Source organism: Streptacidiphilus fuscans (genome assembly GCF_015690355.1).
Lineage (GTDB): Bacteria > Actinomycetota > Actinomycetes > Streptomycetales > Streptomycetaceae > Streptacidiphilus > Streptacidiphilus fuscans.
The window spans coordinates 432,251-458,256 of sequence record NZ_JADPRT010000002.1; the positions used below are offsets into that span (position 1 = coordinate 432,251).

Consider the following 26,006-nt stretch of genomic DNA (forward strand, 5'->3'; position numbering starts at 1 on the left):
TCCGCCCCCAGATGGTCCGGCCGGGCCCGCCCGACCGGACCATCCGATCGAGACCCGACCCCTACAGCGCGCTGAGCTCGGCGACCAGGTCGTCCAGCCCGAAGGAACCCTGAGCGAGGGCCTTCATGTGCCACGCCTTGAGGTCGAACTCCTCGCCGCGCGCCTCCGCCGCCGCCTTCGCCGCGTCGCGGCCGCGACGCCAGGCGCGCTCGCCGAGCTTGTAGCCGATGGCCTGGCCCGGCCAGCCCAGGTAGCGGATGATCTCGCTCTCCCGCATCTCCGCGGGCGCGCCGACGTAGGCCGCGAAGAAGTCCGACCCCAGCTCCGGCGTCCACGTCTCACCGGGGTGGAACGGGGAGTCGGCCGGGATGGTGAGGCCGAGGTGCATGCCGATGTCGATGATGACGCGGACCGTGCGCATCATCTGCTCGTCGAGGAAGCCGAGGCGGTGGGCCGGGTCGGTGAGGAAACCGAGCTCGTCCATCAGGCGCTCGGAGTAGAGCGCCCAGCCCTCCAGGTTGGCGCTGACGGCGCCGAGGGTGACCTGGTAGCGGGAGAGCGTGTCGGCCGCCGCGACCCAGGAGGCCAGCTGCAGGTGGTGGCCCGGAACGCCCTCGTGGTACCAGATGCTGACGAGCTGCCAGGTCGGAAAGGTGGTCTTGTCCATGGTCGGCAGCCAGGTGCGGCCGGGACGGGAGAAGTCCAGGCTGGGCTGCGTGTAGTACGGCGCGGCGGCGGAGCCGGCCGGGGCGATCCGGGACTCGACGCGGCGCAGCTTGCCCTGGATGTCGAAGTGCGTGCCGTCGAGGGCCTCGATGGCCTTGTCCATGATGTCCTGCAGCCAGACGCGGATCTCCTCCACGCCCTCGACCGAGTGGCCGTCGGTCTCCAGGTACTCGGAGGCCTCACGCGGGGTCGCGCCGGGCTTCACCTTGTCGGCCTCGGCGACGAGTTCGGCCTCCAGGCGGTGGAACTCCGTCCACGCCCAGGCGTACGCCTCGTCGAGGTCCAGGTCGGCGCCGCTGTGGAAGCGCGCGGAGCGCGTGTAGAGCTCCCGCCCGGCGGTGTCGGGACGGTCGGCGGCGACGGGCGCGTAGGTGTCGCGCAGCCAGGCGCAGAACTCGGCGACGGCGACGGACGCCTGCTCGGCGTTGGCGTCGAGCTGGGCCCGCAGGTCCGCGGGGCAGTCGGCGGCGAAGGAGCTGTACCAGTTCTTCTCGTCGGTCAGGCTCTCGCCGAACCAGGAGTCCAGCTGGGTGCCGACCGTCGCCACCTGACGCGGGCCGCTGACCAGGTCGCGACGCAGACCCTCGGCCAGGGTGGCCTGGTAGCCGCGGACCGCCCCGGCGACGTTGCCCATCCGGCCGACGTGCGCGGCCCAGTCCTGCTCGGTCTCGCTCGGGGCGACCGAGAAGATGGCACGGACGTCGTGGATCGGCGCGCCGATGTTGCTGAGCGAGCGGAGGTGGTCCCCGGCCTCGTGGAGCGCGAGCTGTGCGGTCAGACGCTCGCGCAGCAGCCGGGCGCACGCCGCCTCGGCCGGGTCCTCGAACGCCTCGGCCGGAAGCGCGTCCAGCCGGGCCAACGCCTGGCGGGCGAGATCCGCCTCGGCGTCGAACCCCTGCGGGGAGAGGTCGGGTTGACGCGTGTCGCCCGGATTGACGCCCAGGTATGCGGCGGTGACGGGGTTCTGCTCGGCCACCGCGTCGACGTACGCGTCCGCGATCCGACGGGGCGTCTCAGCTGCGGGGGAAGCTGCGAGGGATTGGGTGTCTGCCATGCGGGTCATCCTGCACCACGGAGAGGGGTGCCAGTCAGCCGTTTTCGAAGAGGAGTGACGAGCTGGGCCGGCGTCATGTCTCCGCCGCGTCGTCCACGGGTGAGCGGCAGGCAGGCGACACCGATCAGATAGGCGCAGAGATGGCCCAGATTGGTGAAGTTGGTGGAGACCCCGAGCAGAACGCCGTAGAACGCCGCGGAGATGCCGAGATACCACCAGCGCCAGGGTTTGGCCCACCACCACGCCAGCACGCCGACTCCCCCGGAGAGGCCGTAGCTGACGCCGATGTCGATCACGAACCGCTCCCGGTGCGGGTACATGTGCGCGTTGATCATCAGCTGCACCGTGCCCTCGCTGATGAGCGTGGCGAGGACGTGCGCGAGCACGACGACCGCCAGCCAGCGGGCGGTGCCGAGCCACCACTCGGCCGGGACCAGGAACAGGTTGAAGATCACGAACCAGAAGAAGAAGCTCGGCGTCTCGGTCCAGAACGCGCTGCTGATCAGCACCTTGACCGGATGGTGGCTGAGTTCGACGAGGTTGGTGCTGTGGGTGGCCAGGAACCAGTGCTTGAAGCGAGGCGACATCCGCGTCAGCGCAAGGGTGTTGATGCCCAGGACGAAGAGCCAGAGGTACGTGCCGGGCGCGGACCGGATCAGGAACCGGGCCAGCGCCCAGAGCCTCGTGGCCGCTCTGGCGACGAGGTTGGACGGCGGCGGCTCGGAACCGGGCCGGACGGGGCGGGCGACTCGCGTCATGTGGGCCATTCTGCACAAGAACCACTTCTTTCCCGCCGCACACTGCTCACCCTGTGGACAAACCCCGCCTGTGGACAACTCGCGCCACGAATCCGCCCAGGAAACTCGCCCCGAAAGGGGAAGTCGGCGCCGAAGGGATTGACACTCTTGCTGACACGCAGTCTCATAACAGCATGGCGATGACGACGACCCCGGGCGCCCCCTCCCTGTTGCTCAGCGACCGCGAACTGGTCGCCGAACGGCTGCTGACGGCCTCGGCCAAGCACTCCTTCGACCCGGAGACCGAGCTCGACTGGGACGCCCCGCTCGTCCCCGGCCTCTGGTTCCTGCCCGAGCACCTCGTCTCCCTCTACGGGACGCCGATGTGGGAGCGGATGAGCGAGGAGCAGCGGATCGAGCTGTCCCGCCACGAGGCCGCCAGCCTCGCCTCGGCGGGCATCTGGTTCGAGGTCATCCTGATGCAGCTGCTCGCTCGGCACATCTACGACCTGGACCCGCGCACCGGCCACGTCCAGTACGCGCTCACCGAGGTCGCCGACGAGTGCCGGCACTCCAAGATGTTCGCGCGCATGGTCGCCAAGCTGGAGACCGGCTGGTACCAGCCCGGCGGGATGTCCCGCTTCCTCGGCCGCATCCTCAAGACCACCGCGCCGACGCCCGCGGCCTTCACCGCGACACTGCTGGTCGAGGAGATCCTCGACCGGATGCAGCGGGTCACCTTCCCCGACGAGCGGATCCAGCCGCTGGTCCGCGGCATCACCCGGATCCACGTCGTCGAGGAGACCCGCCATGTCCGGTACGCGCGTGAGGAGTTGCGTCGCCAGATGGTGACCGCGCCGCTGTGGGAGCGCAGCTTCACCCGGCTCACCTCCGGCCAGGCCGCGGTCGTCGTGGCCCGCTCGCTGATCAGCCCCAAGGTCTACGCCGGTGCCGGTCTGGACGTGGACGAGTGCCTGCGCCAGGTCCGGGCGAGCGAGCACCGCAGGGAGACCATGCGGTGGTCGGCGGAGAAGCTGGTGGAGTTCCTGGAGGAGACGGGCGTCATCCACGGCCGCGCGGTGCGCGCCGAGTGGCGGCGGTCGGGCCTGCTCTGAGGCCGTCCGGCCGGGGGCTGTGCGCCGGGCTGTGCCGCCTCGGGTCGCGTCTCGGGCAGGGGCTCAGGCCAGACCTCGGGTCGGGTCTCGGGCACGCCGCGTCGCCGAACAGAACGGCAGCGTAAGGTGATCAGGTGACCCGAGCGCCTGCCACGCCCGACGCGGCTTCCGCGACACCGACCACGGCCACGGCCACGACCCGAGCGCGCCGCGGTCCGTACCGGCGCCTGCCCGTGGAGCAGCGTCGCGAGCAGTTGATCGCGGTCGCGCTGGAGCTGTTCAGCCGGCACACGCCGGAGGAGGTCTCCCTCGACGACGTCGCCGCGGCGGCGGAGGCGTCCCGCCCGCTGGTCTACCGCTACTTCCCGGGCGGCAAGCAGCAGTTGTACGAGGCCGCACTGGGCAGCGCGGCCAGCGAGCTCGCCGCCCGCTTCGTCTCCCCCGCGGAGGGAACCCCGACCGAGCGGCTCGCCTACGCACTGGACCGCTACCTCGCGTTCGTCCGCGAGCACGCGGCGGGCTACGGCGCGCTGCTGCGCGGCGGCTCGGCGGTGGAGACGCAGCGCACGGACGCGATCGTGGACGAGGTCCGGCGGTCGGCGTTCACCAACATCGTCGAACACCTCGGGGTCAGCGACCCCGGCCCCCGACTCGCCCTGCTGATCCGCTCCTGGGTCGCGGTCGTCGAGGCGACGGCACTGACCTGGCTCGACGAGGGCGGCGTCGGCAGCGCAGAGTCGCTGCGCGACTGGCTGGTGGACGAGTTCGTGGCGATGTTCGCGGTGACGGCCCTCCACGACCGCCAGAGCGCGACGGTCCTGCGCGGGCTGCTCGCCCACTACCAGGGCGAAGGCCCTGGAGCGAAGCTCATCGAGGGGCTGACGGAGTTGCTACTGCCCGCAGAGGAGTAGCCCAAAGGCAACGTTGCACCATGCCAGGGGCGCGGGGAACTGCGCGAGCAACCACCCTGTCGGGATGGCCCTGCTCGTTCAGCGACTCACCACACAGGGTGGCTTGTCGCGCAGTTCCCCGCACCCCTTAAGGCTCAGGCCTTGCCGAGGACCTGGCGCTGGCTGCCGAGGCCGTCGATCTGAAGCTCGACGACGTCGCCCACGCTGAGCCACGGCTGGTTCGGGAGGCCCATGGCCACGCCCGCCGGGGTGCCGGTGTTGACCACGTCGCCGGGGTGGAGGGTCATGAACTGGCTGAGGTACCAGATGACATGCCGGACGTTGAAGATCATGTTCGCGGTCGAGCCGTTCTGGCGGACCTCGCCGTTGACCGAAAGGCGGAGCCCCAGCGCCTGGGGGTCGGGGACCTCGTCGGCCGTGACCAGCCACGGGCCCATGGGGTTGAAGGTGTCGCAGGACTTGCCCTTGTCCCAGGTGCCGCCGCGCTCCAACTGCCAGGCGCGCTCGGTGACGTCGTTGGTGATGGTGTAGCCCGCGATCGCCGCGTCCGCGTCCTCCGGGGAGGCGAGGTAGCGGGCGGTCGCGCCGATCACGACGGCCAACTCGATCTCGTAGTCGGTCTTCTCGCTGCCGCGCGGGACCAGGACCTCGTCGTCGGGGCCGACGACGCAGTCGCTGGACTTGAGGAAGACCACCGGCTCGGCCGGGATCGGCTGACCCGCCTCCTCCGCGTGGTCGCGGTAGTTGAGGCCGATGCAGACCACCTTTCCGGGGCGCGCCACCGGCGCGCCCACCCGACCTTCGATCGCCGGGAACTCACCCGCGTCCGCGCGTGCGGCGATCTCCGCACGGCGCTCGGGCGTGAGCGCCGCGAGGAACGCGGCGTCGATGTCCGGCGTGAGCGCGGACAGGTCGAAGGCGCTCTCCGCGTCCGCGGCGAGCAGTGCGGGGCGCTCAGCGCCCGTCGGTCCTATGCGCAGGAAACGCACCTGCGATCACCCACTTTGCGATCGGGACGGTCCGGTCGCCCACCGTCGCTCGGAGTTGCACGTGAAGTTGAACGTGAAAGAACCCCACTTCTATCAAACTGTAGGATCACCCGACCATGGGCCGACCGCCATACGGACGGGTAACAACGGCTCCGACCTGCACAAATCCAAAAACCGCCGCCCACTCTGAATAGAACGATTCACTCGAACGGCGCGAGATGGAAGGATGTCCCCGGCTCAGGACGAGCACCAGGACGAGAACCGAGGACCGTGCAGGGCGGCCCACAGGGCGAAAGGTGGAGCGCATGGCGCGCAAGGCTCCCGTGACCGATCCGGCGCAGGACGCGCCCGCGACCGGCGAACCCCAGCACGCCGCCGCAGGCGTTCCCGCCCTTCGGCACACCACGCAGATCGCCGCCGCGCAGATGGGCCTGCCCCGCGCGGTGAAGACGCTGCTCAAGCTGAACCAGCCGAACGGCTTCGACTGCCCCGGCTGCGCCTGGCCGGAGCCGGACCACACCCACACCGCCGAGTTCTGCGAGAACGGCGCCAAGGCCGTGGCCGAGGAGGCGACGCTGCGTCGCGTCGGCCCCGAGTTCTTCGCCGAGCACTCGGTGGCGGACCTGGCCGAGCGCAGCGGCTACTGGCTGGGCCAGCAGGGCCGGCTCACCACGCCGATGCTGCTGGAGGATGGCGCCACCCACTACACGCCCCTCTCCTGGGACGACGCACTGCAGTTGGTCGCGGACGAGCTCAAGGAGCTGGACGACCCGAACCAGGCCGCCTTCTACACCTCGGGTCGGACGTCCAACGAGGCGGCCTTCGCCTACCAGCTCTTCGCTCGCCAGCTCGGCACCAACAACCTGCCGGACTGCTCGAACATGTGCCACGAATCCTCCGGCTCCGCGCTGGTGGAGACGCTGGGCGTCGGCAAGGGCAGCGTCCACCTCAGAGACCTCTACCAGGCCGACCTGATCATCGTGGCCGGTCAGAACCCGGGCACAAACCACCCGCGGATGCTCTCCGCGCTGGAGCGGGCCAAGCGTGCGGGCGCGACGGTCGTCAGCGTCAACCCGCTGCCGGAGGCCGGGCTGGAGCGGTTCAAGAACCCGCAGACACCGCGCGGCCTGGTCGGCGGCGGGACCAAGCTGACCGACCTCTTCCTGCAGATCCGCCTCGGCGGCGACCTGGCGCTGTTCCGCGCACTCAACCTGCTGCTGCTGGAGGCCGAGGACAAGAACCCCGGCACGGTTCTCGACCGCGACTTCATCGAGCAGCACTGCGGCGGCTTCGAGGAGTTCGCCGCCGAGGCGCGGCGGACCGACTGGGACGACGTCCACGCGGCCACAGGCCTGCCGGACAGTCAGATCCTGGAACTCTCCGAGCTGGTGCTGAAGTCGGAGAAGATCATCGTCTGCTGGGCCATGGGCCTGACGCAGCACCAGCACTCGGTGCCGACCATCCGGGAGGTCGTCAACTTCCTGCTGCTGCGCGGAAACGTGGGCAAGCCCGGGGCCGGTGTCTGCCCCGTCCGCGGGCACAGCAACGTGCAGGGCGACCGGACCATGGGCATCTTCGAGCGGCCCAGTGACGCCTTCCTGGACGCGCTCGGCAAGGAGTTCCACTTCGACCCGCCGCGCGCGCACGGGCTGGACGTGGTCGACACCATCCGCGGCATGCGGGACGGCAAGGTGAAGGTCTTCTTCGCCATGGGCGGCAACTTCGTCGCGGCCTCCCCCGACACCGAGGTCACCGAGCAGGCGATGCGCGGCTGCCGCCTGACCGTGCACGTGTCGACCAAGCTGAACCGCTCGCACGTGGTCACCGGGACGCGGGCGCTGATCCTGCCCACCCTCGGCCGGACCGACCAGGACCGGCAGGCCGCAGGGCTCCAAGAGGTCACCGTCGAGGACTCGATGGGCATGGTCCACGCCTCGCGCGGCTCGCTCCGTCCGCCCGCGCCGGACCTGCTCTCCGAGGTCGCCATCGTCTGCAAGCTGGCCCGGCGCACCCTCGGCCCCAAGAACACCGTGCCGTGGGAGGACTTCAACGCCTCCTACGGCAACATCCGCGACCGGATCGCCCGGGTGATCCCCGGCTTCGAGAACTACAACACGAAGATCCAGACGCCCGGCGGCTTCGCCCTCCCGCACGGCCCGCGCGACACCCGCGCGTTCCCGACGACGACGGGCAAGGCCAACTTCACCGTCAACACGATGACCGCGCCGGTCGTCCCCGAGGGCCGCCTGCTGCTGCAGACGCTGCGCTCGCACGACCAGTACAACACCACCATCTACGGCCTGGACGACCGCTACCGCGGCATCACCGGCGGCCGCCGGATCGTGCTGCTCAACCCCGAGGACGCTGCCGCACACGGCCTGACGGAGGGTCAGTACGTGGACCTGGTCAGCGAGTGGAAGGACGGCGTCGAGCGGCGCGCGCCGCACTTCCGGGTCGCGCACTACCCGACGACGCGCGGCTGCGCGGCCGCCTACTACCCGGAGACCAACGTGCTGGTCCCGCTGGACAGCACGGCCGACACCAGCAACACGCCGACCTCGAAGTCCGTCGTGATCCGCCTGGAGCCGGACACGCAGCCGGACTCCCGGCCCGACGCGGGCTGAGGCCCACGCGCCTCAGAGCGTCGCGGACGCCGAGCCCGTCGCCGACGGTGACGGGCTCGTCGACGGGCTCCCGCTCGTCGAAGGCGAGGGCGAGGTGGACGGCGAGCCCGAGGGCGAACCCGACGGCCAGCCGGAGGGCATGCCCGTCGGCAGACCCGTGGGCGACCCCGACGGGCTGGGCTTCGGCGTGGGCCGGGGGGTCGGCTTGGGCGTGGGCTTCGGCGTCGGGGTGCCCGCGGGCAGGGTCGGACCGATCGGCACCGGGCCGTTCGATCCGGGCGGCGCGTACGGCAGGGTGTAGGTGCCGCCGATCGACGGGTTCTGCGGGTCGGGCCGGACCGCGCCGAGGATCGGGTCCACGGCCATCGGCTCGATGTCGACGAACGCACCCGGATGCGGCGCCTCGACGACCATGCCGCCGCCGATGTACATCGCGACGTGGCTGGCGTCCTGGAAGTAGACGATCAGGTCGCCGGGGCGCAGCTCGTCCAGCGGCACGTGGGTGAGGTCGGCCCACTGCATCTCGCTGGTGCGCGGTATGGCCGTGCCCGCGTGCAGCCAGGACTGGGAGGTCAGACCGGAGCAGTCGTAGACCTCCGGCCCGTCACCGCCCCAGACGTAGGGCTTGCCGAGCTGCCCGAAGGCGTAGGCGATCGCCTGTGCGCCCTCGGCCGACGGCTTGGTGCCCTGGTTGCCGAGGACGCCGGAGGCCAGCAGCGCCAGCTGGGCCGCGTCGGCCTCCTTCTGCTCCAGCAGCGAGAGCTCCTGGCGCTGGGCGCCGGTCAGACCGGAGACCAGCTGCTCGACGCCGGTCAGCTGCTTGGTGATGCCGTCCTTCTGCTTGCCCTGCTGGGCGAGGAGTTGGGCCACGTGCTGCCGGGCCGCATCGGCCGCCGTCTGCGCCTTGGCCAGGACCTGCTCGTCGGTGTGGAGCTTCTTGAGCAGCGACGCCTGCGACTGGGAGGCGGCGTCCAGCAGCTCCTTGCCGTGGAGGGCCGTCTGCGGGTCGTCGGCGAAGATCAGCTGCGCCAGCTGCGAGAAGCCGCCTGCGGCGTACTGCTGCTGGGCCATCTCACCGGCGATCACCGTGCCCGCGTCGACCTGGGCCTGGGCGTTCGCCAGCTGGGCGTTCAGCTTCTGCTCGCCGGCCTGGGCCTGCTGCAACTGTGCGCCGAGCGAGTCGTACTCCTGGGTGGCCTGCTCCATCTGCTGGTAGAGCGTGCGCAGGTGGGTCAGGATCGGCAGCAGCGCCTGCTCGGCCTGGGTCAGCGTGACCGTCCCTGCGGGCAGGACCGTCGACGTGCCTCCGACCGCACCAGGGTTGGGCGCCACGGCGGCACTCGCGGTGCCCGCCGCCGGAATGACGGCCAGCGAGGCGGCGGCGAGCATCAGCCCGCAACGGAGCACCCCGCGCAGCCACGGACGACGTTCCAAGCCCCCGATACCCAGCACCAGCCCGCCCCTTCGTCAGCCGCGCACCGCGGCTCCGCCCCCACGACCCACCGATCACCCGCCCCCTACGGACAACCTCGGCGATCCTCCCATGTCCCACCGACAGGCGGCAGGGGCCTCGGCTATTTCTGAGGCCCCTCACACCTCGTCTTGTCACGTGATGATGACCACACGGTGAATGTGACCCATCCCTCATACGGCGGTGCACGAAATCGTCTCGGAACGATCGAATGCCTGGCAGCGCTGAGGCGCGGTCCACAGACGAAGATCAACAACGGGTGGTTTTGTCATGCTTCAGCAGGTGCAGCAACTCTGGATAGTCCGTCAGTTCACCTTCCGTTCATCAAGGCTCCCTACGGTCACGCTCGACCACCCCGCTGAGACGATTGTTTGGGCATGGGACACATCTCGTTCCTGGTGACCGCCGTAGTGATCACGGCTCTCGCCTTCGACTTCACCAACGGCTTCCACGACACGGCCAACTCGATGGCCACCTCGATCGCCACCGGGGCGCTGCGACCCAAGGTCGCCGTCGCCATCTCGGCGGTGCTGAACCTCTGCGGTGCCTTCCTGTCGGTCGCGGTCGCCAAGACGATCTCCGGCGGCATCATCGACGAGAAGGCGGGCATCCAGCCCCAGGTGGTCTTCGCCGCCCTGATCGGCGCGATCGTCTGGAACCTCGTCACCTGGCTGCGCGGCATCCCGTCCAGCTCCTCGCACGCCCTCTACGGCGGGCTGCTCGGCGCGACGGTCGTCTCGGTCGGCCTGCACGGCGTGCACGTCGACGTGGTGGCCACCAAGATCCTGATCCCGGCTATCGCCTCCCCGATCGTGGCGGGCGTCGCCGCGTGGGGCGCGACCAAGCTCTCCTACCGCCTCACCGCAAAGGGCGACCAGGAGGTCACCCGGAAGGGCTTCAAGGTCGGCCAGGTCGCCTCGGCCATGCTGGTCTCGGTCGCTCACGGCACCAGCGACGGCCAGAAGACGATGGGCGTCATCACGCTGACCCTGATCACCGCCCACTCGCTGGCCCCCGGTTCCAACCCGCCGCTCTGGGTCATCCTGGCCGCGGGCCTCACCATGGGCCTCGGCACCTACATCGGCGGCTGGCGCATCATCCGCACGATGGGCAAGGGCATCACCGAGGTCGACGCCTCGCAGGGCTTCACCGCGCAGACGGCGGCGGCCACGGTCATCCTCACCTCCTCGCACATGGGCTACGGCCTGTCCACCACCCACGTCTGCTCCGGCGGCATCATGGGCGCGGGCAAGGGCAAGGTCGGCGGAACGGTCCACTGGAACACCGTGCGGAAGATGACGTACGCGTGGGTCCTGACGCTGCCGGCCGCAGGTCTGGTCGGCGGCGCGGGCGTCCTGCTGGCCGACCAGGGTGCGTGGGGCCAGATCGCCCTCGGCCTGATCGGCGCGGGCATCGCGGCGTGGATCTACGTGGCCTCGCGCGGCCAGCGGATCAGCGCGGCCAACGTCGTCGCCGAGGACCCGCTGCCCGTCGGCGCCGCCGCCGGGCAGCCGGCGGTCGCCTCCCCGTCGCCCGTGATCGCGGCCTGAGTCGGGCTTCGGCCGAAGGAGTACCAGCAGCATGAACATCAACTGGGCTGCCCTGGGCAGCACGTTCGGAGCCAGTGTCGTGATCACCGTCGCGGTGGTCGGGGCGTTCTGCGTCGGCGTCAGCGCACTGGCGCGGCGGAGCCGCGTGAGTGACGGCGGCGCGGGGACGCTGGCGCTGAGCACCGCGGTCCTCAGCTTCGCGCTGTGCGCGAGCGCGGTCGGCTACGGCCTGTACCTGATCTCGGGCGGCTGAGCGCCCGTCCCACGGCGGGACGTTGCACTTTGCTTCTTTAGGGGCGCGAGGAACTGCGCGAGAAACCACCGATGAGCGGATGGCCCTGTTAGGTCGGGGCTCTACCTGCGCGGGTGGCTTGTCGCGCAGTTCCCCGCGCCCCTAGGTAGTGCATCTACCTGCCAGAGCGCACACCCGCCTTCTCGCGCCCGCGCGGCGGAGCCGCACACGAGCGCCCCTAAGCAGTGCAACTACCTCGCCTGCGAAAACCCTTCCTCAGAACCGGGGCGCGCGGCGTTCCAGGAAGGCCGCTAGGCCCTCGCGGACGTCAGGGGTGGTGCGGGAGGCGCGCTCCCAGGAGGCGACAGCCACCTGCGGGTCGCCGCCCGCGACGGTCGCGTCGACGACCGCCTTGACCGCGCCCTGCGTCTGCGCGGAGCGGGAGGCGAGGGTCCGGGCGAAGGCGAGCGCGCGGTCGGCCACGGACGCCGCGTCGTCCGCGACCTCGTCGACCAGGCCGAAGGTCAGCGCCTGGTCCGCCGTCACCAGTTCGGCGGAGTACAGCAGGTATTTCGCGCGGGCCGGGCCGAGCAGCCGTGCCAGGCGGGCGGTCGGTACCGCCGGATAGACGATGCCGAGCTTCGCGGGGGTGATCCCCAGCCGCGCGCCCCGCGCGGCGAACCGCAGGTCGCAGGCGACGGCGAGCTGGCAGCCGCCGCCGACGCACGGGCCGTCGATCACGGCCAGCGTCGGGTGCGGGAACTCCGCCAGCGCGGTCTCGGCGGCGACGTTGACGGCGTGGTAGGCGTCGGCGGCCTCCGGACTGCCGTAGACCTCGGCCAGCTCCGCGATGTCCGCCCCGGCGGAGAACGCCCCGCCCGCGCCCGCGAGCAGCAGCACCCGCACGCCGGGCTCCTCCGCAAGGCGGGCGAGCATCCCCGGGATCGCGGCCCACATCGTCCGGGTCAGCGCGTTCTTCTTCTCCGGCCGATCGAGCGTCAGAACGGCGACGCCGTCCTCCCCGAGGGCGAGCCGGAGGCCCGGGACGGAGTACGGCAGGTCCTTGCGTTCGGCGGTCAGCACGACTCGATCATCCGTCAGATCCTCGCCGCGCGGATATGTGACCTTCTGCATATCGTCGGGACGGTGAGCCCCCTGGATCGACGCGCCCTCCTCCGCGGCGCCGCGCTCGGCGCGGCCGGCACCGTGCTCAGCGCCTGCGCGTCCGGCACGGACGCCCGCCCGTCCCCCGCCCGGTCGGGCACACCCGCCGCGCCCACACCGGACGCGTCGTCGGCGACGCGTACCGCCACGGCGTCCCAGGCCTTGGCCGCCCTTCCGTTCGAGATCCAGTCCGGGCCGAAGAACACCGACCGGGTGGCGCTCACCTTCCACGGCCAGGGCGATCCGGCGATCGCCCGCGACGTGCTCGCTGAGGCCGAGCGCGCGGGCGCGCGGATCACGGTGATGGCGGTCGGCAGCTGGCTGGACGCCTACCCCGAGATGGCCAGGCGGATCCTGGACGGCGGCCACGAGCTCGGCAACCACACCCAGAACCACCTGGCGATCTCCTCCCTCTCCCCCGACCAGGCGTACGCCGAGATCGACCGCTGCGCCCAGCGCCTGCGGCAGCTGACAGGCTCGATCGGGACGTGGTTCCGTCCGTCCCAGGCGCAGGACTGCACCTCGGCCGTCGAAGCCCAGGCACGCCGCGTCGGCTACGGCCACTGCCTCTCCTACGACGTGGACTCGCTCGACTGGCAGGACCCCGGCGCCGGCGCGGTGACCCGGACGGTGCTGGACCAGACCCGGGCGGGGTCCGTCGTCTCGATGCACTTCGGGCACACCGGCACGGTCGCCGCCCTGCCCGCGATCCTTGCCGGCCTGCACCAGCGCCGACTGAGCGCTGTCACGACCTCGGAGCTGCTGAGCTGATGCTGACGCGAACCCCTCGCCGCCGCCTTGCCACCGCCGCCGCCCTGAGCGCCGCCGCCCTGCTGGTCACCACCGCCTGCTCGTCCGGCGGCGCCTCGACGCAGAACGCCACGCAGAAGCTCGGCGGATCCGGGGCGCGCGATGCTGCGGAGGCGGACGCGGCGGGACAGAGCCGCGACCCGAACGCCCTGCCTGGCATGCCGCCGCTGCTCTCCGCCACGGACCTCTACGCCGCCGACCGGCCGAACCAGCTCTCCCCGGCGGTCAAGAACTTCCCGTCCCGGATCTACGTGCCCAACACGCTCTCCGACACGGTCAGCGTGATCGACCCCGCCACCTACAAGGTGATCGACACGATCCAGGTCGGCCACGAGCCGCAGCACGTGGTCCCCTCCTGGGACCTGAAGACGCTCTGGGTCAACAACGACCTCGGCAACACGCTCACCCCGATCGACCCGGCCACGGGCAAGGTCTCGGGCGCGGCGGTCGACGTGCACGACCCGTACAACCTCTACTTCACCCCGGACGGCAAGTACGCGATCGTCATGGCCTCGGCCGACCACCAGCTGGTCTTCCGCGACGCGCACACCATGAAGGTGGTCAAGGCCGTCCCGTCCCAGTGCGACGGCGTCAACCACGCCGACTTCTCGCCGGACGGCCGGTACTTCATCGTCTCCTGCGAGTTCTCCGGCGACCTGCTCAAGGTCGACACGGAGAAGATGGCGATCACCGCCGAGCAGAAGATCCCTTTCCAGGGCTCGATGCCGCAGGACGTGAAGATCTCCCCGGACGGCAAGGTCTGGTACATCGCCGACATGGTCGCCAACGGCGTCTGGGAGATGAACGGAGACACCTTCTCCAAGCCGACGCTGCTCCCGACCGGCGCGGGCGCGCACGGCCTCTACGTCAGCAGGGACTCGAAGTCCCTCTACGTCTCCAACCGGGGCGAGGGTTCGATCTCGGTGCTGGACTTCGCCACCGGCAAGCTGGTCCACAAGTGGTGGATCCCCGGCGGCGGCAGCCCCGACATGGGCGGCGTCTCCGCCGACGGCAAGGTGCTGTGGCTCTCCGGCCGCTACAACGGCGTCGTCTACGCGATGTCGACGACCGACGGGAAGCTCCTGGCGGAGATCCCCGTCGGCGAGGGCCCGCACGGGCTCTGCGTCTACCCGCAGCCCGGCCGGTACTCGCTGGGCCACACCGGCGTCTTCCGCTGAGGCCCTGGGGTCCGACCGGGAGCGGTCAGCCCGCCTGCTCCATCTCGGCGCGGGCGGCGGCGATCTCGGCCGCGGAGATGGTCAGCGTCTCGTCCGGCGCGGGCTTCGGCTCCAGTTCGGCCCGGCCCGCGGCGTCGCTCAGCTTGATCAGCAGCGCGACCGTGATCCAGGCGGCCACCATCGCGGAACCACCCTGCGCCAGGAAGGGCAGCGCCTTACCGGTCTGCGGGATGAGTCCGATGACACCACCCACGACGACGAAGACCTGAAGGATGAACGCGGCGGAGAGACCGGAGGCCAGCAGCTTGCCGAAGGGGTCCGACAGCCGCACGGCGACCCGCATGCCGCGCTGGGTCAGCAGCATGTAGAGGACCAGGACGACCATGACGCCGGCCGTTCCCAGCTCCTCTCCCACGGTCGAGAAGATCCAGTCGCTGTTCCCTGCGAAGCCGATCAGCCACGAGTCGCCCTTGCCCAGGCCGGTCCCGAGCAGTCCGCCGTTGGCCATGCTGAACAGCGACTCCGCCAGCTGCGGCGAGGATCCCTGGGGCGGCGTGGGGTTGTAGGCAGCGAAGGGGTCGAGCCAGTTGTGGACGCGGTAGGTCACGTGCGAGACCAGCGTCCCGGCCGCGACCGCGCCGCCGACGGCCATCAGTCCACCGAGGACGACCCATCCGGTCCGCTCGGTGGCCACGTACAGCATGATGATGAACGCGCCGAAGAAGATCAGCGAGGTACCCAGGTCCGACTCGAAGACCAGGACGACCAGGCTGACCGCCCAGACCACCAGGATCGGGCCCATGTTCCGGCCGCGCGGCAGCGCGATGCCCATGAACCGACGCCCCACCAGCGCGAGCGCGTCGCGGTTCGCCATCAGGTAGCTGGCGAAGAAGATAATGATGATGATCTTGGAGAACTCGCCGGGCTGGAACTGCAGCGGTCCGATGCTGACCCAGCGGCGCGCACCGTAGACGTCGGCGCCGAAGAAGGCCGGCGCCACCAGCAGGATCAGCGCCGAGGCCATCAGCAGGTAGGTGTACCGGGCCAGGACGCGGTGGTGCTTGATCCCGATGATGATCGCGGCGAAGACGACGATCGCGATCACGGTCCACATCAGCTGGTTCGGCGCGGACGGCTTCCACCCGTCGACCTGCGCATACGATATGTCGAGCCGATGGATCAGGGTCAGCCCGATCCCGGTCAGCAGCACGGAGACCGGGAGGATCACCGGGTCCGCGTAGGGCGCCCACTTGCGCACCACCAGGTGCGCGAGCAGCGCCAGGACGGCAGGAGCGCACACGTCCAGCGCGAAGCCGGACGGGATGCTGCCGTGCATTCCCAGCTCGGCGCTGGCGTCAGCGAATGCGCACACGGCGACCGCGAAGAGGAGCAGCATCAGCTCCAGGTTCCGCTTGCGATTCGCTCCCGGTGCCACGGCTGCGCTCCGCGAGCTCCGTGCGCCCATCTTCTGCACCCACCCAACACTTCAGCGACGTTCCGACTCCTGCGCTCCGCGCTTCTGGCTCGGAGAACCGTGGCATTGTCGCAGGTCTCGTTCGGAGGTGGGAACGCGCGCAGTCCGGTTCCGGTTCTCAGGCGGGCAAGACTGTGACGGAGTCGACGTCTGCGGGCGAGCAGCCATGCACCTCAGGGGCGCGGGGGGGGGGGGGGGGGGCCCCCCCCCCCGGGGGGGGGGGCGCCCCCCCCGCCCCCCCCCCCCCCCCCCCGCCCGCCCCCGCCCCCCCCCCCCCCCCCCCCCCCGGCCCCCCCCCCCCCCCCCCCCCCCCCGCCCCTGAGGCGGCTACGCCGCCAGCGTCTCCGACTTGCTCAGCGACACCGCAGGTTCGAGCGCCAGGTCCAGGACCTGACGGACGTCACTCACCGGGTGGACGGTGAGTCGCTCCAGCACCTCCGCCGGGACGTCGTCCAGGTCGGCCTCGTTGCGGGACGGGATCAGGACCGTGGTGATCCCGGCCCGGTCCGCCGCCAGCAGCTTCTGCTTGACGCCGCCGATCGGGAGGACCCGTCCGGTCAGCGAGACCTCGCCCGTCATCGCCACGTCCGGTCGGACCTTCCGGCCGGAGAGGAGGGAGGCCAGGGCCGTGGTCATGGTCACACCCGCGCTCGGGCCGTCCTTCGGGACCGCGCCAGCGGGGACGTGGATGTGGACGCCGCGCTCGCGGAGCGTGGTGACCGGCAGTTCGAGCTCCGCCCCGTGCGAGCGCAGGAACGAGAGCGCGATCTGTGCGGACTCCTTCATCACCTCGCCGAGCTGGCCGGTGAGCTGCAGGCCGCTGCCGCCCGTCTCCGGGTCGGCCAGCGAGGCCTCGACGAAGAGGACGTCGCCGCCCGCGCCGGTGACCGCGAGGCCCGTCGCCACGCCCGGCACCGCCGTGCGCCGCTCCTCCGGCTCCTGCGCGTGCTCCGGGGTGAACCGGGGACGGCCGATCAGGCCGCGCAGGTCCGCCTCGCCCACGGTGCGCGGCAGCTCCGCGCCCGCCTCGCCGAGCTCGTTCTGCGCGGCGACCTTGCGCAGGATCCGCGCGACCGCGCGGTCCAGCGTGCGGACGCCCGCCTCACGGGTGTACTCGGCGGCCAGCTTGCGCAGCGCGTCCTCGTCGAGGATGACCTCGTCGGCGCCCAGACCCGCACGCTCCAGCTGACGCGGGAGCAGGTGGTCACGGGCGATGACGACCTTCTCGTCCTCGGTGTAGCCGTCGAGCCGGACCAGTTCCATGCGGTCGAGCAGCGGCTCGGGGATCGCCTCCAGCACGTTGGCCGTGGCCAGGAAGACCACGTCCGACAGGTCGAGCTCGACCTCCAGGTAGTGGTCGCGGAAGGTGTGGTTCTGCGCCGGGTCCAGGACCTCCAGCAGCGCCGCCGCCGGGTCGCCCCGGTAGTCCGAGCCGACCTTGTCGATCTCGTCCAGCAGCACCACCGGGTTCATCGACCCGGCCTCCTTGATCGCCCGCACGATGCGGCCCGGCAGCGCGCCGACGTAGGTACGCCGGTGGCCGCGGATCTCCGCCTCGTCACGGACGCCGCCGAGCGCGACCCGGACGAACTCGCGTCCCATCGCCCGCGCGACGGACTCGCCCAGTGAGGTCTTGCCCACGCCGGGCGGGCCGACCAGCGCCAGCACCGCTCCGCCGCGACGCCCGCCGACCAGGCCGAGGCCGCGGTCCGCGCGGCGCTTGCGCACCGCCAGGTACTCGACAATCCGCTCCTTGACGTCGTCGAGGCCGAAGTGGTCGGCGTCGAGCACGGCACGCGCGCCGGCGATGTCGTAGGCGTCCTCGGTGCGGTTGTTCCAGGGGAGCTCCAGGACGGTGTCCAGCCAGGTGCGGATCCAGCTGCCCTCGGGCGAGGCGTCGCTGGAACGCTCCAGCTTCTCGACCTCCTTGAGCGCGGCCTCGCGGACCTTCTCCGGCAGGTCAGCGGCCTCCACGCGGGCGCGGTAGTCCTCCTCCTCACTGTCCGGCTCGCCGTTGAGGTCGGACAGCTCCTTGCGGACGGCCTCCAGCTGGCGGCGCAGCAGGAACTCCTTCTGCTGCTTCTCCATACCCTCCTGGACGTCCTTGCGGATGGTCTCCTGGACCTCCGCCTCGGCCAGGTGGTCCTTGAGCAGCTGCAGCGCGTAGCCGAGCCGGGCCACCGGGTCCAGCTCCTCCAGGACGTGCAGCTTCTGCTCGGCGGTGACGAAGGGGGCGTAGCCGATGTTGTCGGCCAGCTCGGAGACGCCCTCGATCTGCGCGAACCGGTCCACGACCTGCCACGCGCCGCGCTTCTGCAACCACGACGTCGTCAGCGCCTTGTATTCCTTGACGGTCTCGGCGATCGCGCCGGGCAGCGGCGACGGGACCTCGGTCTCGTCGGCCGGGACGGCCTCCACCCAGAGGGCGGCGCCGGGGCCGGTCGTGCCCGTGCCGATGCGGACGCGGCGGACGCCGCGGACCAGCGCGGCCGGGTCGCCGTCGGCCAGGCGGCCGACCTGCTCCACCGTCGCGAGCGTTCCGATCGCGCCGTACGCGCCGTCGACGCGCGGCACCAGCAGCACCCGCGCCTTGCGGGCGCCCGCCACCGTGCGGATTCCCGGCGCGTGCGCACCGGTCTCCCGGACTGCCGCCTGCGCGGCCTCCACCGCGGCACGGACGTCCTGGTCGGACAGGTCGAGTGGGACGACCATGCCGGGGAGGACCGCATCGTCGTCAAGCGGCAGCACCGGCAGGGTGAGCGTTCCAGAAGTCGAAGCCATGATCTCTCCACGGTCATGCAAGTTGAGTTACATGGACTAAAGCTTCATGACCCGCCCATTGTTCCCCGAGGCGTGTTCGCTCTGAGCGATCAGGCGTATCGGGCACGATAGGGCTCATGTCCACCCATCACCTCGGCGCCGCGCAGCCCTCTCCCGACGACACCGCCGACACCGCTGACACGCCGGTACTCCTCGATCGCCGCGAGGGCCCGTTCGGCGAGGTCGCCCTGCGCCGCCGCGGCGCGCACTTCGAGATCATCGCCAACGGCACCTTCCTGATGGACACCTCCGACGGGCGCTCCGAGCGCCTTCTCATCAGCGCCGCCCTGGACTCCCTGGATTCCCCGCGCGGAGCGCACGTTCTGATCGGCGGACTGGGCGTCGGCTTCTCGCTCGCCGAGGCCGCGCAGGACAGGCGTCCGGGCCGGATCACCGTGGTGGAGCGGGAGCCGGCGATCATCGAGTGGCATACGCAGGGTGACGCTCTGCTCGCGCCGTTCGCCGGAACGGGTCACACCGACCCGCGTACGGAAATCGTCAATGCGGACCTTCTGGACCACCTGCGCACCACCGAGAACCGGTACGACGCGCTCTGTCTCGACATCGACAACGGCCCCGACTGGACCGTCACCGAATCCAACGATTCCCTCTACAGCGAGGCCGGCCTGGACCTTCTTGAGCAAACTCTTGCTGATGAAGGTGTGCTCGCCGTGTGGAGCGCGGCACATTCGCGCACCTTCGAAGCACGGCTTCGCGCCCGATTTGCCCGAATCGAGGTCATCGAAATCCCGGTCCAGGTGGAACGAGGCATTCCTGATGTCGTGTACCTGTCCTCGCGCGTCTAGTTGACGCACGGTATGGTCCTTGCCCGTGCCACCCCTCGAAGGGTCGGTTTATCCGACGGCGGCCTGCCACAGCGGGCCGGGGTCCGTACGCTGCGATCAGTGGCGGACTGAGCGAGTCGGGGGTGGGGCACCGTACCGAAGACGACCCGGCGGCCCGAGACCAGTTCGGGCCGGATAACGCGAGGCCCTGGGGGCGGTGGCGTGACCGTGACGGATGTACAGCAGCAGACCAACAACGGGCTGGGTAACCAGCGCCGAGTGCTGGTGGTCGAGGACGAGCCGACGATCGCCGAGTCGATCGCGGCCAGACTCGGCGCAGAGGGCTTCCGCGTCGCGGTCTCCCACGACGGCCCGACGGCGGTCGACTGCTTCCAGACCTGGCAGCCCGACCTGGTCGTGCTCGACGTGATGCTGCCCGGCTTCGACGGACTGGAGGTCTGCCGCCGGATCCAGGCGCAGCGCCCGGTCCCCGTGCTCATGCTCACCGCACGCGACGACGAGACGGACCTGCTGGTCGGGCTCGGCGTCGGTGCGGACGACTACATGACGAAGCCGTTCTCCATGCGCGAGCTGGCGGCCCGCGTCAACGTGCTGCTGCGCCGCATCGAGCGCGCCCAGCTGGCCGCGCGGACGCCGATGGGCGGCACGCTGCGCCTGGGCGAGCTGGAGATCGACCACGTCCAGCGTCGGGTCCGGGTCACCGGCGAGGACGTGCACCTCACCCCGACCGAGTTCGACCTGCTGGCCTGCCTGGCCCAGCAGCCGCGCGCGGTGCTCACCCGGGAGCAGCTGCTGGCCGAGGTCTGGGACTGGACCGACGCGTCCGGCACCCGCACCGTCGACAGCCACGTCAAGGCGCTGCGTCGGAAGATCGGCGCCAACTGGATCCGCACCGTCCACGGCGTCGGCTACGCCCTGGAGTCCCCGGCCCCGTGACGAGAAGCGCTCCCGCACGTCGGCGCGAACCCCCGCAGGAGCCCCCGCAGCCCCCGAAGGCGGCGGGAGGCCGGGCGCCGCGTGCCAACCACGCGGAGCGCTTCTGGGCCGGGCTGCGCCCGTTCGACCCGCTGCGCTCGGTCAAGGCCAAGATGAACGTGCTGGTCCTGACCTCCGTCTGCATCTCCACGCTGATGGTGGTGCTTGCGCTGAACTCCTCCACCCAGATCCGGGTGGTGATGATCTTCTCGGTGATCGCCTCGCTGCTGATCACCCAGCTGCTCGCGCACAACATGACCGCCGGGCTGCGTGAGATGACCGCCGCCTCGCGTGCGATGGCCGCCGGTGACTACACCCGGCGGGTGCACACCCGCTCCCTGGACGAGGTCGGCGAGCTCGCCCACGCCTTCAACACGATGGCCGACGACCTGGACGCGGCCGACCGCCAGCGCCGCGAGCTGATCGCCAACGTCTCGCACGAGCTGCGCACCCCCATAGCCGCCCTGCGCGCCGTGCTGGAGAACGTCGTCGACGGGGTGGTGGAGCCGAAACCGGCCACCATGGCCGCCGCGCTGGAGCAGACCGAGCGGCTGGGCCGCCTGGTCGCCCATCTCCTTGACTTGTCCAAGCTCGCCGACGGCGTGGACGCGCTGGAACTGCGCGGCTTCGAGGTCGAGCCGTTCCTGGCCGGGGTGCTGCGCGGGCTGACCGTGGACGGCTCCGTCTCCGGCGGCGCGAGCAAACGCCGCACCGACGTCTCGCTACGGCTGGACGTCGCCGCGGGGCTCACCGCGCACGCCGACCCGGAGCGCCTGCACCAGGTCGTCGCCAACCTGGTCGACAACGCCTGCCGGCACAGCCCGCAGGACGGCACGGTCACGGTACGGGCCCGCTCGGCCGGCTCCGGCGGCCTGGTCGTCGACGTCGCGGACGAGGGCCCCGGCATCGCCCCCGAGGACCGGACCCGGGTCTTCGAGCGCTTCGGCCGCGGCAGCTCGGCGACCGCGCAGGGTCCCGGCGCGGACGGCGGCACCGGTCTCGGTCTGGCCATCGCCCGCTGGGCGGTCGAACTGCACGACGGCGCCATCGCCGTCGCCGACTCGCCGAAGGGCTGCCTGATCCGCGTCGAGCTCCCGGGCCCGCGCCGCGAGCCGCGCGAGGGGCGTGACCTGCGCGACCCCTGGGAACCGCCGATCCTCCCGCACATGCATCCCTGAGCCGAAAGAATGCCCGATTCGCCGGGTTCCGGGCGCACGAACAGCTTCTCGTTCTCCCCAATCACGCCCGACTTCTAACCTCGCGTTTCGGCCATTGTTTGCGGCCGGACTGTGATCTGGGCGACCCTTGCCGTGCGGGACCTGCGCGGACGTGCGGCGGAGGCGTAGCCTTACTACCCGCTGTCCACCATTCACACGGAAGCGGAAGAGGGCGGTTGCCGCCGTGTCTCCACAGTCCCCACACACCAGCTCACCTGCCACCTCGACCGAGCCCGGCCCCGGTGCCGCGTTCGGCCCGAACGAGTGGCTCGTGGACGAGATCTACCAGCAGTACCTCCAGGACCCGAACTCGGTCGACCGGGCCTGGTGGGATTTCTTCGCCGACTACAAGACCAGCCACGCCAAGAAGGCGGGTGCCACCGCCGTCGCCGCGACCGGGACGCCTACGGCACCCCCGATCCCGGCTGCCGCTGCGGTACCCGCCCCGGCTGCCGCACCCGCTTCGCCTGCTGCACCCGCTCCGGCTCCCGCAGCGCCGGCAGCCCCCGTGGCTCCGGCCGCGACCCCGGCCCCGGCTGCTGCTCCCGCGCAGCCGGTCGCCGCTGCGGCTCCCGCCGCCCCCTCCGCCGCAGCGCCGCTGACCCAGCGCCCTGCGACGCCCGCCGCGCCCACCCAGCGCGTGGCCGCCACTCCGGCCGCTCCCGCCGACACCGTTAAGGACAGCAGCAACGTGACCGCCCCCGCCGAGGCACCGTCAGGACCCGAGCTCGTCGCGCTGAAGGGCCCGAGCGCCCGGATCGTGGCGAACATGGACGCCTCGCTCTCGATGCCGACCGCGACCAGCGTCCGCGCCGTCCCCGCGAAGCTGCTGATCGACAACCGCATCGTCATCAACAACCACCTGAAGCGCGCCCGCGGTGGCAAGGTCAGCTTCACCCACATCATCGGCTACGCCATGGTCCAGGCCATGAAGGCCATGCCGGCGATGAACCACGGCTTCCAGGAGAAGGACGGCAAGCCCTTCCTGGTCAAGCCCGAGCACGTCAACCTCGGCCTGGCGATCGACCTGACCAAGCCGAACGGCGACCGCCAGCTGGTCGTCGCCGCGATCAAGAAGGCCGAGACCCTCGACTTCTTCGGCTTCTGGCAGGCCTACGAGGACATCGTCCGCCGCGCCCGTCAGAACAAGCTCACGGTCGACGACTTCTCAGGCGTCACCTGCTCGCTGACCAACCCCGGCGGCATCGGCACCGTCCACTCCGTGCCGCGCCTGATGCCCGGTCAGGGCACCATCCTGGGCGTCGGTTCGATGGAGTACCCGGCCGAGTTCCAGGGCGCCTCCGAGGAGACGCTGGCGGGCATGGGCATCTCCAAGGTGATGACCCTGACGTCCACCTACGACCACCGGGTCATCCAGGGCGCCCAGTCCGGCGAGTTCCTGCGCACGATCCACCAGCTGCTGCTGGGCCAGGACGGCTTCTACGACAAGATCTTCGAGTCGCTGCGGATCCCCTACGAGCCGGTCCGCTGGGCGACCGACGTGGCCCGCACCCACGACAACGAGGTCAACAAGACCGCCCGCGTGATGGAGCTCATCCACTCCTTCCGCGTCCGCGGTCACCTGATGGCCGACACCGACCCGCTCGAGTACAAGCAGCGCAAGCACCCGGACCTCGACGTCCAGGCGCACGACCTGACGCTGTGGGACCTGGAGCGCGAGTTCGCGGTGGGCGGCTTCGCCGGCCACACGATGATGAAGCTGCGCGACATCCTCGGCGTGCTGCGCGACTCGTACTGCCGCACCGTCGGCATCGAGTACATGCACATCCAGGACCCGAAGCAGCGCCGCTGGATCCAGGCCCGCGTCGAGCGCGGCACCGACCGTCCGGAGCGCGAGGAGCAGCTGCGCATCCTGCGCCGCCTCAACGCCGCCGAGGCGTTCGAGACGTTCCTGCAGACCAAGTACGTCGGCCAGAAGCGCTTCTCGCTGGAGGGCGGCGAGTCCGTCATCCCGCTGCTGGACGCGGTGCTGGACTCGGCGGCCGAGGCCCGTCTGGTCGAGGCCGTCATCGGCATGGCCCACCGTGGCCGCCTGAACGTGCTGGCCAACATCGTCGGCAAGTCCTACGCGCAGATCTTCCGTGAGTTCGAGGGCAACCTCGACCCGAAGTCGATGCACGGCTCCGGCGACGTGAAGTACCACCTGGGCTCGGACGGCACCTTCACCGGCCTGGACGGCGAGACCCTCAAGGTCTCCCTCGCGGCCAACCCGTCCCACCTGGAGGCGGTCGACCCGATCGTCGAGGGCATCGCCCGCGCCAAGCAGGACGTCCTCGACAAGGCCGGCGACTCGTTCGACGTCCTGCCGATCCAGATCCACGGCGACGCGGCCTTCGCGGGCCAGGGCGTCGTGGCCGAGACGCTGAACATGTCGCAGCTGCGCGGCTACCGCACCGGCGGCACCGTGCACGTGGTGATCAACAACCAGGTCGGCTTCACCGCCGCCCCGGCCGCCTCGCGCTCGTCGATGTACTGCACCGACGTGGCCCGCATGATCGAGGCCCCGATCTTCCACGTGAACGGCGACGACCCGGAGGCCGTGGTCCGCGTCGCGCGGCTCGCCTTCGAGTTCCGCCAGGCGTTCCACAAGGACGTCGTGATCGACCTCATCTGCTACCGCCGCCGCGGTCACAACGAGGCCGACAACCCGTCGTTCACGCAGCCGCTGATGTACGACCTGATCGACAAGAAGCGCTCGGTGCGCAAGCTCTACACCGAGGGCCTGATCGGTCGCGGCGACATCACCCTGGAAGAGGCCGAGCAGGCGCTCAAGGACTACCAGGACCAGCTGGAGAAGGTCTTCGCCGAGGTCCGCGAGGCCTCCGGCACGCCGGCCCAGCCGGTCTCCGAGCGTCCGCAGGCGACCTTCCCGGTCTCGGTCGGCACCGGCATCTCGCAGGAGATGGTCAAGCGCATCGCCGAGTCCCAGGTCGCGCTGCCCGAGTGGCTGACGGTCCACCCGCGTCTGCTGCCGCAGCTGCAGCGCCGCGCGGCGATGATCGAGGACGGCACCATCGACTGGGCCATGGGCGAGACCCTCGCCATCGGCTCGCTGCTGATGGAGGGCCACCCGGTCCGCCTGGCCGGCCAGGACAGCCGCCGCGGCACCTTCGGCCAGCGCCACGCGGTGCTGATCGACAACAAGACCGGCGAGGACTACACCCCGCTGCTCTACCTGACGCAGGACCAGGCTCGCTACACCGTCTACGACTCGCTGCTCAGCGAGTACGCGGCGATGGGCTTCGAGTACGGCTACTCGCTGGCCCGTCCGGACGCGCTGGTGATGTGGGAGGCACAGTTCGGCGACTTCGCCAACGGCGCGTCCACCATCATCGACGAGTACATCTCCTCGTCGGAGACCAAGTGGGGCCAGAACTCCGGCGTCACGCTGCTCCTCCCGCACGGTTACGAGGGCCAGGGACCGGACCACTCGTCCGCCCGCCCGGAGCGCTTCCTCCAGCTGTGCGCCGAGAACAACATGACTGTCGCGATGCCGACCCTGCCGTCGAACTACTTCCACCTGCTGCGCTGGCAGACGCACAACCCGCACCACAAGCCGCTGATCGTCTTCACCCCGAAGTCGATGCTGCGTCTGAAGGCGGCGGCGTCCAAGGCGGAGGAGTTCACCACCGGCGGCTTCCGCCCGGTCATCGGCGACGACACGGTCGACCCGGCGAACGTGCGCAAGGTCGTGATCACGGCCGGCAAGTTCTACTACGACCTGGCCGCCGCCCGCACCGAGCGGGGCATCACCGACACGGCGATCGTCCGCGTCGAGCGGCTCTACCCGCTCCCGGTGAACGAGCTCCAGGAGGAGCTCAAGCGCTACGGCACGGACGTCCAGTACGTCTGGGCCCAGGAGGAGCCCTCCAACCAGGGCGCCTGGCCGTTCATCGCGCTGAACCTGGTGGACCACATCGACGTCGTCGTCGGCCCCTCCGCCAGCCGCCAGCGCCTCCGCCGCGTCGCCCGCCCGGCCTCCTCCGCCCCGGCGGTCGGCTCGGCCAAGCGCCACGCGCAGGAGCAGCAGCAGCTGATCGACGAGGTGTACACCCTCTGATCAAGCGGCCGATCAGGCGGTGACGCGTCACCGCTGACGCGCTGAAAGGACCCGGTACCCCGGTCGGGGTGC

General features: G+C 70.8%; 18 protein-coding genes. 11 read left to right on the top strand and 7 right to left on the bottom strand.

Features of this window, described 5'->3' with window-relative positions; genetic code table 11:
* Positions 1 to 61 precede the first annotated feature (61 nt).
* Positions 62 to 1,780 carry a DUF885 domain-containing protein gene (locus I2501_RS05630; RefSeq protein WP_196192693.1) on the bottom strand — a complete coding sequence of 573 codons (1,719 nt, stop codon included), beginning with the start codon at positions 1,778 to 1,780 and terminating at the stop codon, positions 62 to 64.
* A gap of 5 nt (positions 1,781 to 1,785) precedes the next feature.
* Entirely contained in the window at positions 1,786 to 2,538 is a 753-nt protein-coding gene (locus I2501_RS05635) for a rhomboid-like protein (protein ID WP_196192694.1), read from the bottom strand.
* 179 nt (positions 2,539 to 2,717) lie between these two features.
* Between I2501_RS05635 and I2501_RS05640 the strand changes: the two genes are divergently transcribed.
* Complete coding sequence (locus I2501_RS05640) at positions 2,718 to 3,632, top strand: AurF N-oxygenase family protein (protein ID WP_408022712.1); 915 nt, start codon at positions 2,718 to 2,720, stop codon at positions 3,630 to 3,632.
* A 134-nt stretch (positions 3,633 to 3,766) separates the two neighbouring features.
* On the top strand, positions 3,767 to 4,543 hold the full coding sequence (locus tag I2501_RS05645; protein WP_196192696.1) for a TetR/AcrR family transcriptional regulator: 777 nt from the start codon (positions 3,767 to 3,769) through the stop codon (positions 4,541 to 4,543).
* A 134-nt stretch (positions 4,544 to 4,677) separates the two neighbouring features.
* Here I2501_RS05645 and I2501_RS05650 read toward each other — a convergent pair whose 3' ends face one another.
* A complete protein-coding gene (locus tag I2501_RS05650; RefSeq protein WP_196192697.1) occupies positions 4,678 to 5,532 on the bottom strand; it encodes a fumarylacetoacetate hydrolase family protein in 855 nt (284 codons plus the stop codon).
* Between the two features lie 305 nt (positions 5,533 to 5,837).
* Here I2501_RS05650 and I2501_RS05655 point away from each other — a divergent pair, with 305 nt between their 5' ends.
* Positions 5,838 to 8,156 (top strand): FdhF/YdeP family oxidoreductase, encoded by a 2,319-nt coding sequence (locus I2501_RS05655; protein ID WP_196192698.1) that lies wholly within the window; start codon positions 5,838 to 5,840, stop codon positions 8,154 to 8,156.
* 12 nt (positions 8,157 to 8,168) lie between these two features.
* On the opposite strand, the gene I2501_RS05660 is transcribed toward I2501_RS05655, so the two are convergent.
* The gene (locus I2501_RS05660; RefSeq protein ID WP_196192699.1) at positions 8,169 to 9,608 is read right to left on the bottom strand and encodes a C40 family peptidase; all 1,440 of its coding nucleotides are present in this window, start codon (positions 9,606 to 9,608) and stop codon (positions 8,169 to 8,171) included.
* Positions 9,609 to 10,004: 396 nt separating this feature from the next.
* On the opposite strand from I2501_RS05660, the gene I2501_RS05665 reads away from it, so the two are divergent.
* Positions 10,005 to 11,177 (top strand): inorganic phosphate transporter, encoded by a 1,173-nt coding sequence (locus tag I2501_RS05665; protein WP_196192700.1) that lies wholly within the window; start codon positions 10,005 to 10,007, stop codon positions 11,175 to 11,177.
* Positions 11,178 to 11,208: 31 nt separating this feature from the next.
* Entirely contained in the window at positions 11,209 to 11,430 is a 222-nt protein-coding gene (locus I2501_RS05670; protein ID WP_196192701.1) for a hypothetical protein, read from the top strand.
* A gap of 255 nt (positions 11,431 to 11,685) precedes the next feature.
* Here I2501_RS05670 and I2501_RS05675 read toward each other — a convergent pair whose 3' ends face one another.
* A complete protein-coding gene (locus I2501_RS05675; protein ID WP_328806222.1) occupies positions 11,686 to 12,492 on the bottom strand; it encodes an enoyl-CoA hydratase/isomerase family protein in 807 nt (268 codons plus the stop codon).
* 63 nt (positions 12,493 to 12,555) lie between these two features.
* On the opposite strand from I2501_RS05675, the gene I2501_RS05680 reads away from it, so the two are divergent.
* Both I2501_RS05680 and I2501_RS05685 read left to right on the top strand, forming a co-directional pair.
* Positions 12,556 to 13,344, top strand: a complete 789-nt coding sequence (locus I2501_RS05680) for a polysaccharide deacetylase family protein (protein ID WP_196192703.1) — start codon at positions 12,556 to 12,558, stop codon at positions 13,342 to 13,344.
* Positions 13,344 to 14,561: a YncE family protein gene (locus I2501_RS05685; protein ID WP_196192704.1), complete on the top strand. Its 1,218-nt coding sequence runs from the start codon at positions 13,344 to 13,346 to the stop codon at positions 14,559 to 14,561. The genes I2501_RS05680 and I2501_RS05685 overlap by 1 nt, the downstream gene beginning before the upstream one ends.
* A gap of 25 nt (positions 14,562 to 14,586) precedes the next feature.
* Here I2501_RS05685 and I2501_RS05690 read toward each other — a convergent pair whose 3' ends face one another.
* Both I2501_RS05690 and lon read right to left on the bottom strand, forming a co-directional pair.
* Entirely contained in the window at positions 14,587 to 16,026 is a 1,440-nt protein-coding gene (locus I2501_RS05690) for an FtsW/RodA/SpoVE family cell cycle protein (RefSeq protein ID WP_196192705.1), read from the bottom strand.
* A gap of 336 nt (positions 16,027 to 16,362) precedes the next feature.
* Complete coding sequence (lon, locus tag I2501_RS05695) at positions 16,363 to 18,816, bottom strand: endopeptidase La (protein ID WP_196192706.1); 2,454 nt, start codon at positions 18,814 to 18,816, stop codon at positions 16,363 to 16,365.
* Between the two features lie 116 nt (positions 18,817 to 18,932).
* Here lon and I2501_RS05700 point away from each other — a divergent pair, with 116 nt between their 5' ends.
* From I2501_RS05700 to I2501_RS05715, 4 genes are all read left to right on the top strand, one after another.
* A complete protein-coding gene (locus I2501_RS05700; protein WP_196192707.1) occupies positions 18,933 to 19,661 on the top strand; it encodes a spermine/spermidine synthase domain-containing protein in 729 nt (242 codons plus the stop codon).
* A 207-nt stretch (positions 19,662 to 19,868) separates the two neighbouring features.
* Positions 19,869 to 20,597, top strand: a complete 729-nt coding sequence (locus tag I2501_RS05705) for a response regulator transcription factor (protein WP_196192708.1) — start codon at positions 19,869 to 19,871, stop codon at positions 20,595 to 20,597.
* Positions 20,594 to 21,814 carry a sensor histidine kinase gene (locus I2501_RS05710; RefSeq protein ID WP_408022705.1) on the top strand — a complete coding sequence of 407 codons (1,221 nt, stop codon included), beginning with the start codon at positions 20,594 to 20,596 and terminating at the stop codon, positions 21,812 to 21,814. Before I2501_RS05705 ends, I2501_RS05710 begins: the two co-directional genes overlap by 4 nt.
* A gap of 223 nt (positions 21,815 to 22,037) precedes the next feature.
* Positions 22,038 to 25,934 carry a multifunctional oxoglutarate decarboxylase/oxoglutarate dehydrogenase thiamine pyrophosphate-binding subunit/dihydrolipoyllysine-residue succinyltransferase subunit gene (locus I2501_RS05715; protein WP_196192709.1) on the top strand — a complete coding sequence of 1,299 codons (3,897 nt, stop codon included), beginning with the start codon at positions 22,038 to 22,040 and terminating at the stop codon, positions 25,932 to 25,934.
* Positions 25,935 to 26,006 lie beyond the last annotated feature (72 nt).

Coding starts and splice junctions, on each gene's coding strand:
- I2501_RS05630 (WP_196192693.1), bottom strand. CDS start 1,780: ATGGCAGACACCCAATCCCTCGCAGCTTCCCCCGCAGCTGAGACGCCC.
- I2501_RS05640 (WP_408022712.1), top strand. CDS start 2,718: ATGACGACGACCCCGGGCGCCCCCTCCCTGTTGCTCAGCGACCGCGAA.
- I2501_RS05655 (WP_196192698.1), top strand. CDS start 5,838: ATGGCGCGCAAGGCTCCCGTGACCGATCCGGCGCAGGACGCGCCCGCG.
- I2501_RS05685 (WP_196192704.1), top strand. CDS start 13,344: ATGCTGACGCGAACCCCTCGCCGCCGCCTTGCCACCGCCGCCGCCCTG.
- I2501_RS05665 (WP_196192700.1), top strand. CDS start 10,005: ATGGGACACATCTCGTTCCTGGTGACCGCCGTAGTGATCACGGCTCTC.
- I2501_RS05670 (WP_196192701.1), top strand. CDS start 11,209: ATGAACATCAACTGGGCTGCCCTGGGCAGCACGTTCGGAGCCAGTGTC.
- lon (WP_196192706.1), bottom strand. CDS start 18,816: ATGGCTTCGACTTCTGGAACGCTCACCCTGCCGGTGCTGCCGCTTGAC.
- I2501_RS05700 (WP_196192707.1), top strand. CDS start 18,933: ATGTCCACCCATCACCTCGGCGCCGCGCAGCCCTCTCCCGACGACACC.
- I2501_RS05635 (WP_196192694.1), bottom strand. CDS start 2,538: ATGACGCGAGTCGCCCGCCCCGTCCGGCCCGGTTCCGAGCCGCCGCCG.
- I2501_RS05690 (WP_196192705.1), bottom strand. CDS start 16,026: ATGGGCGCACGGAGCTCGCGGAGCGCAGCCGTGGCACCGGGAGCGAAT.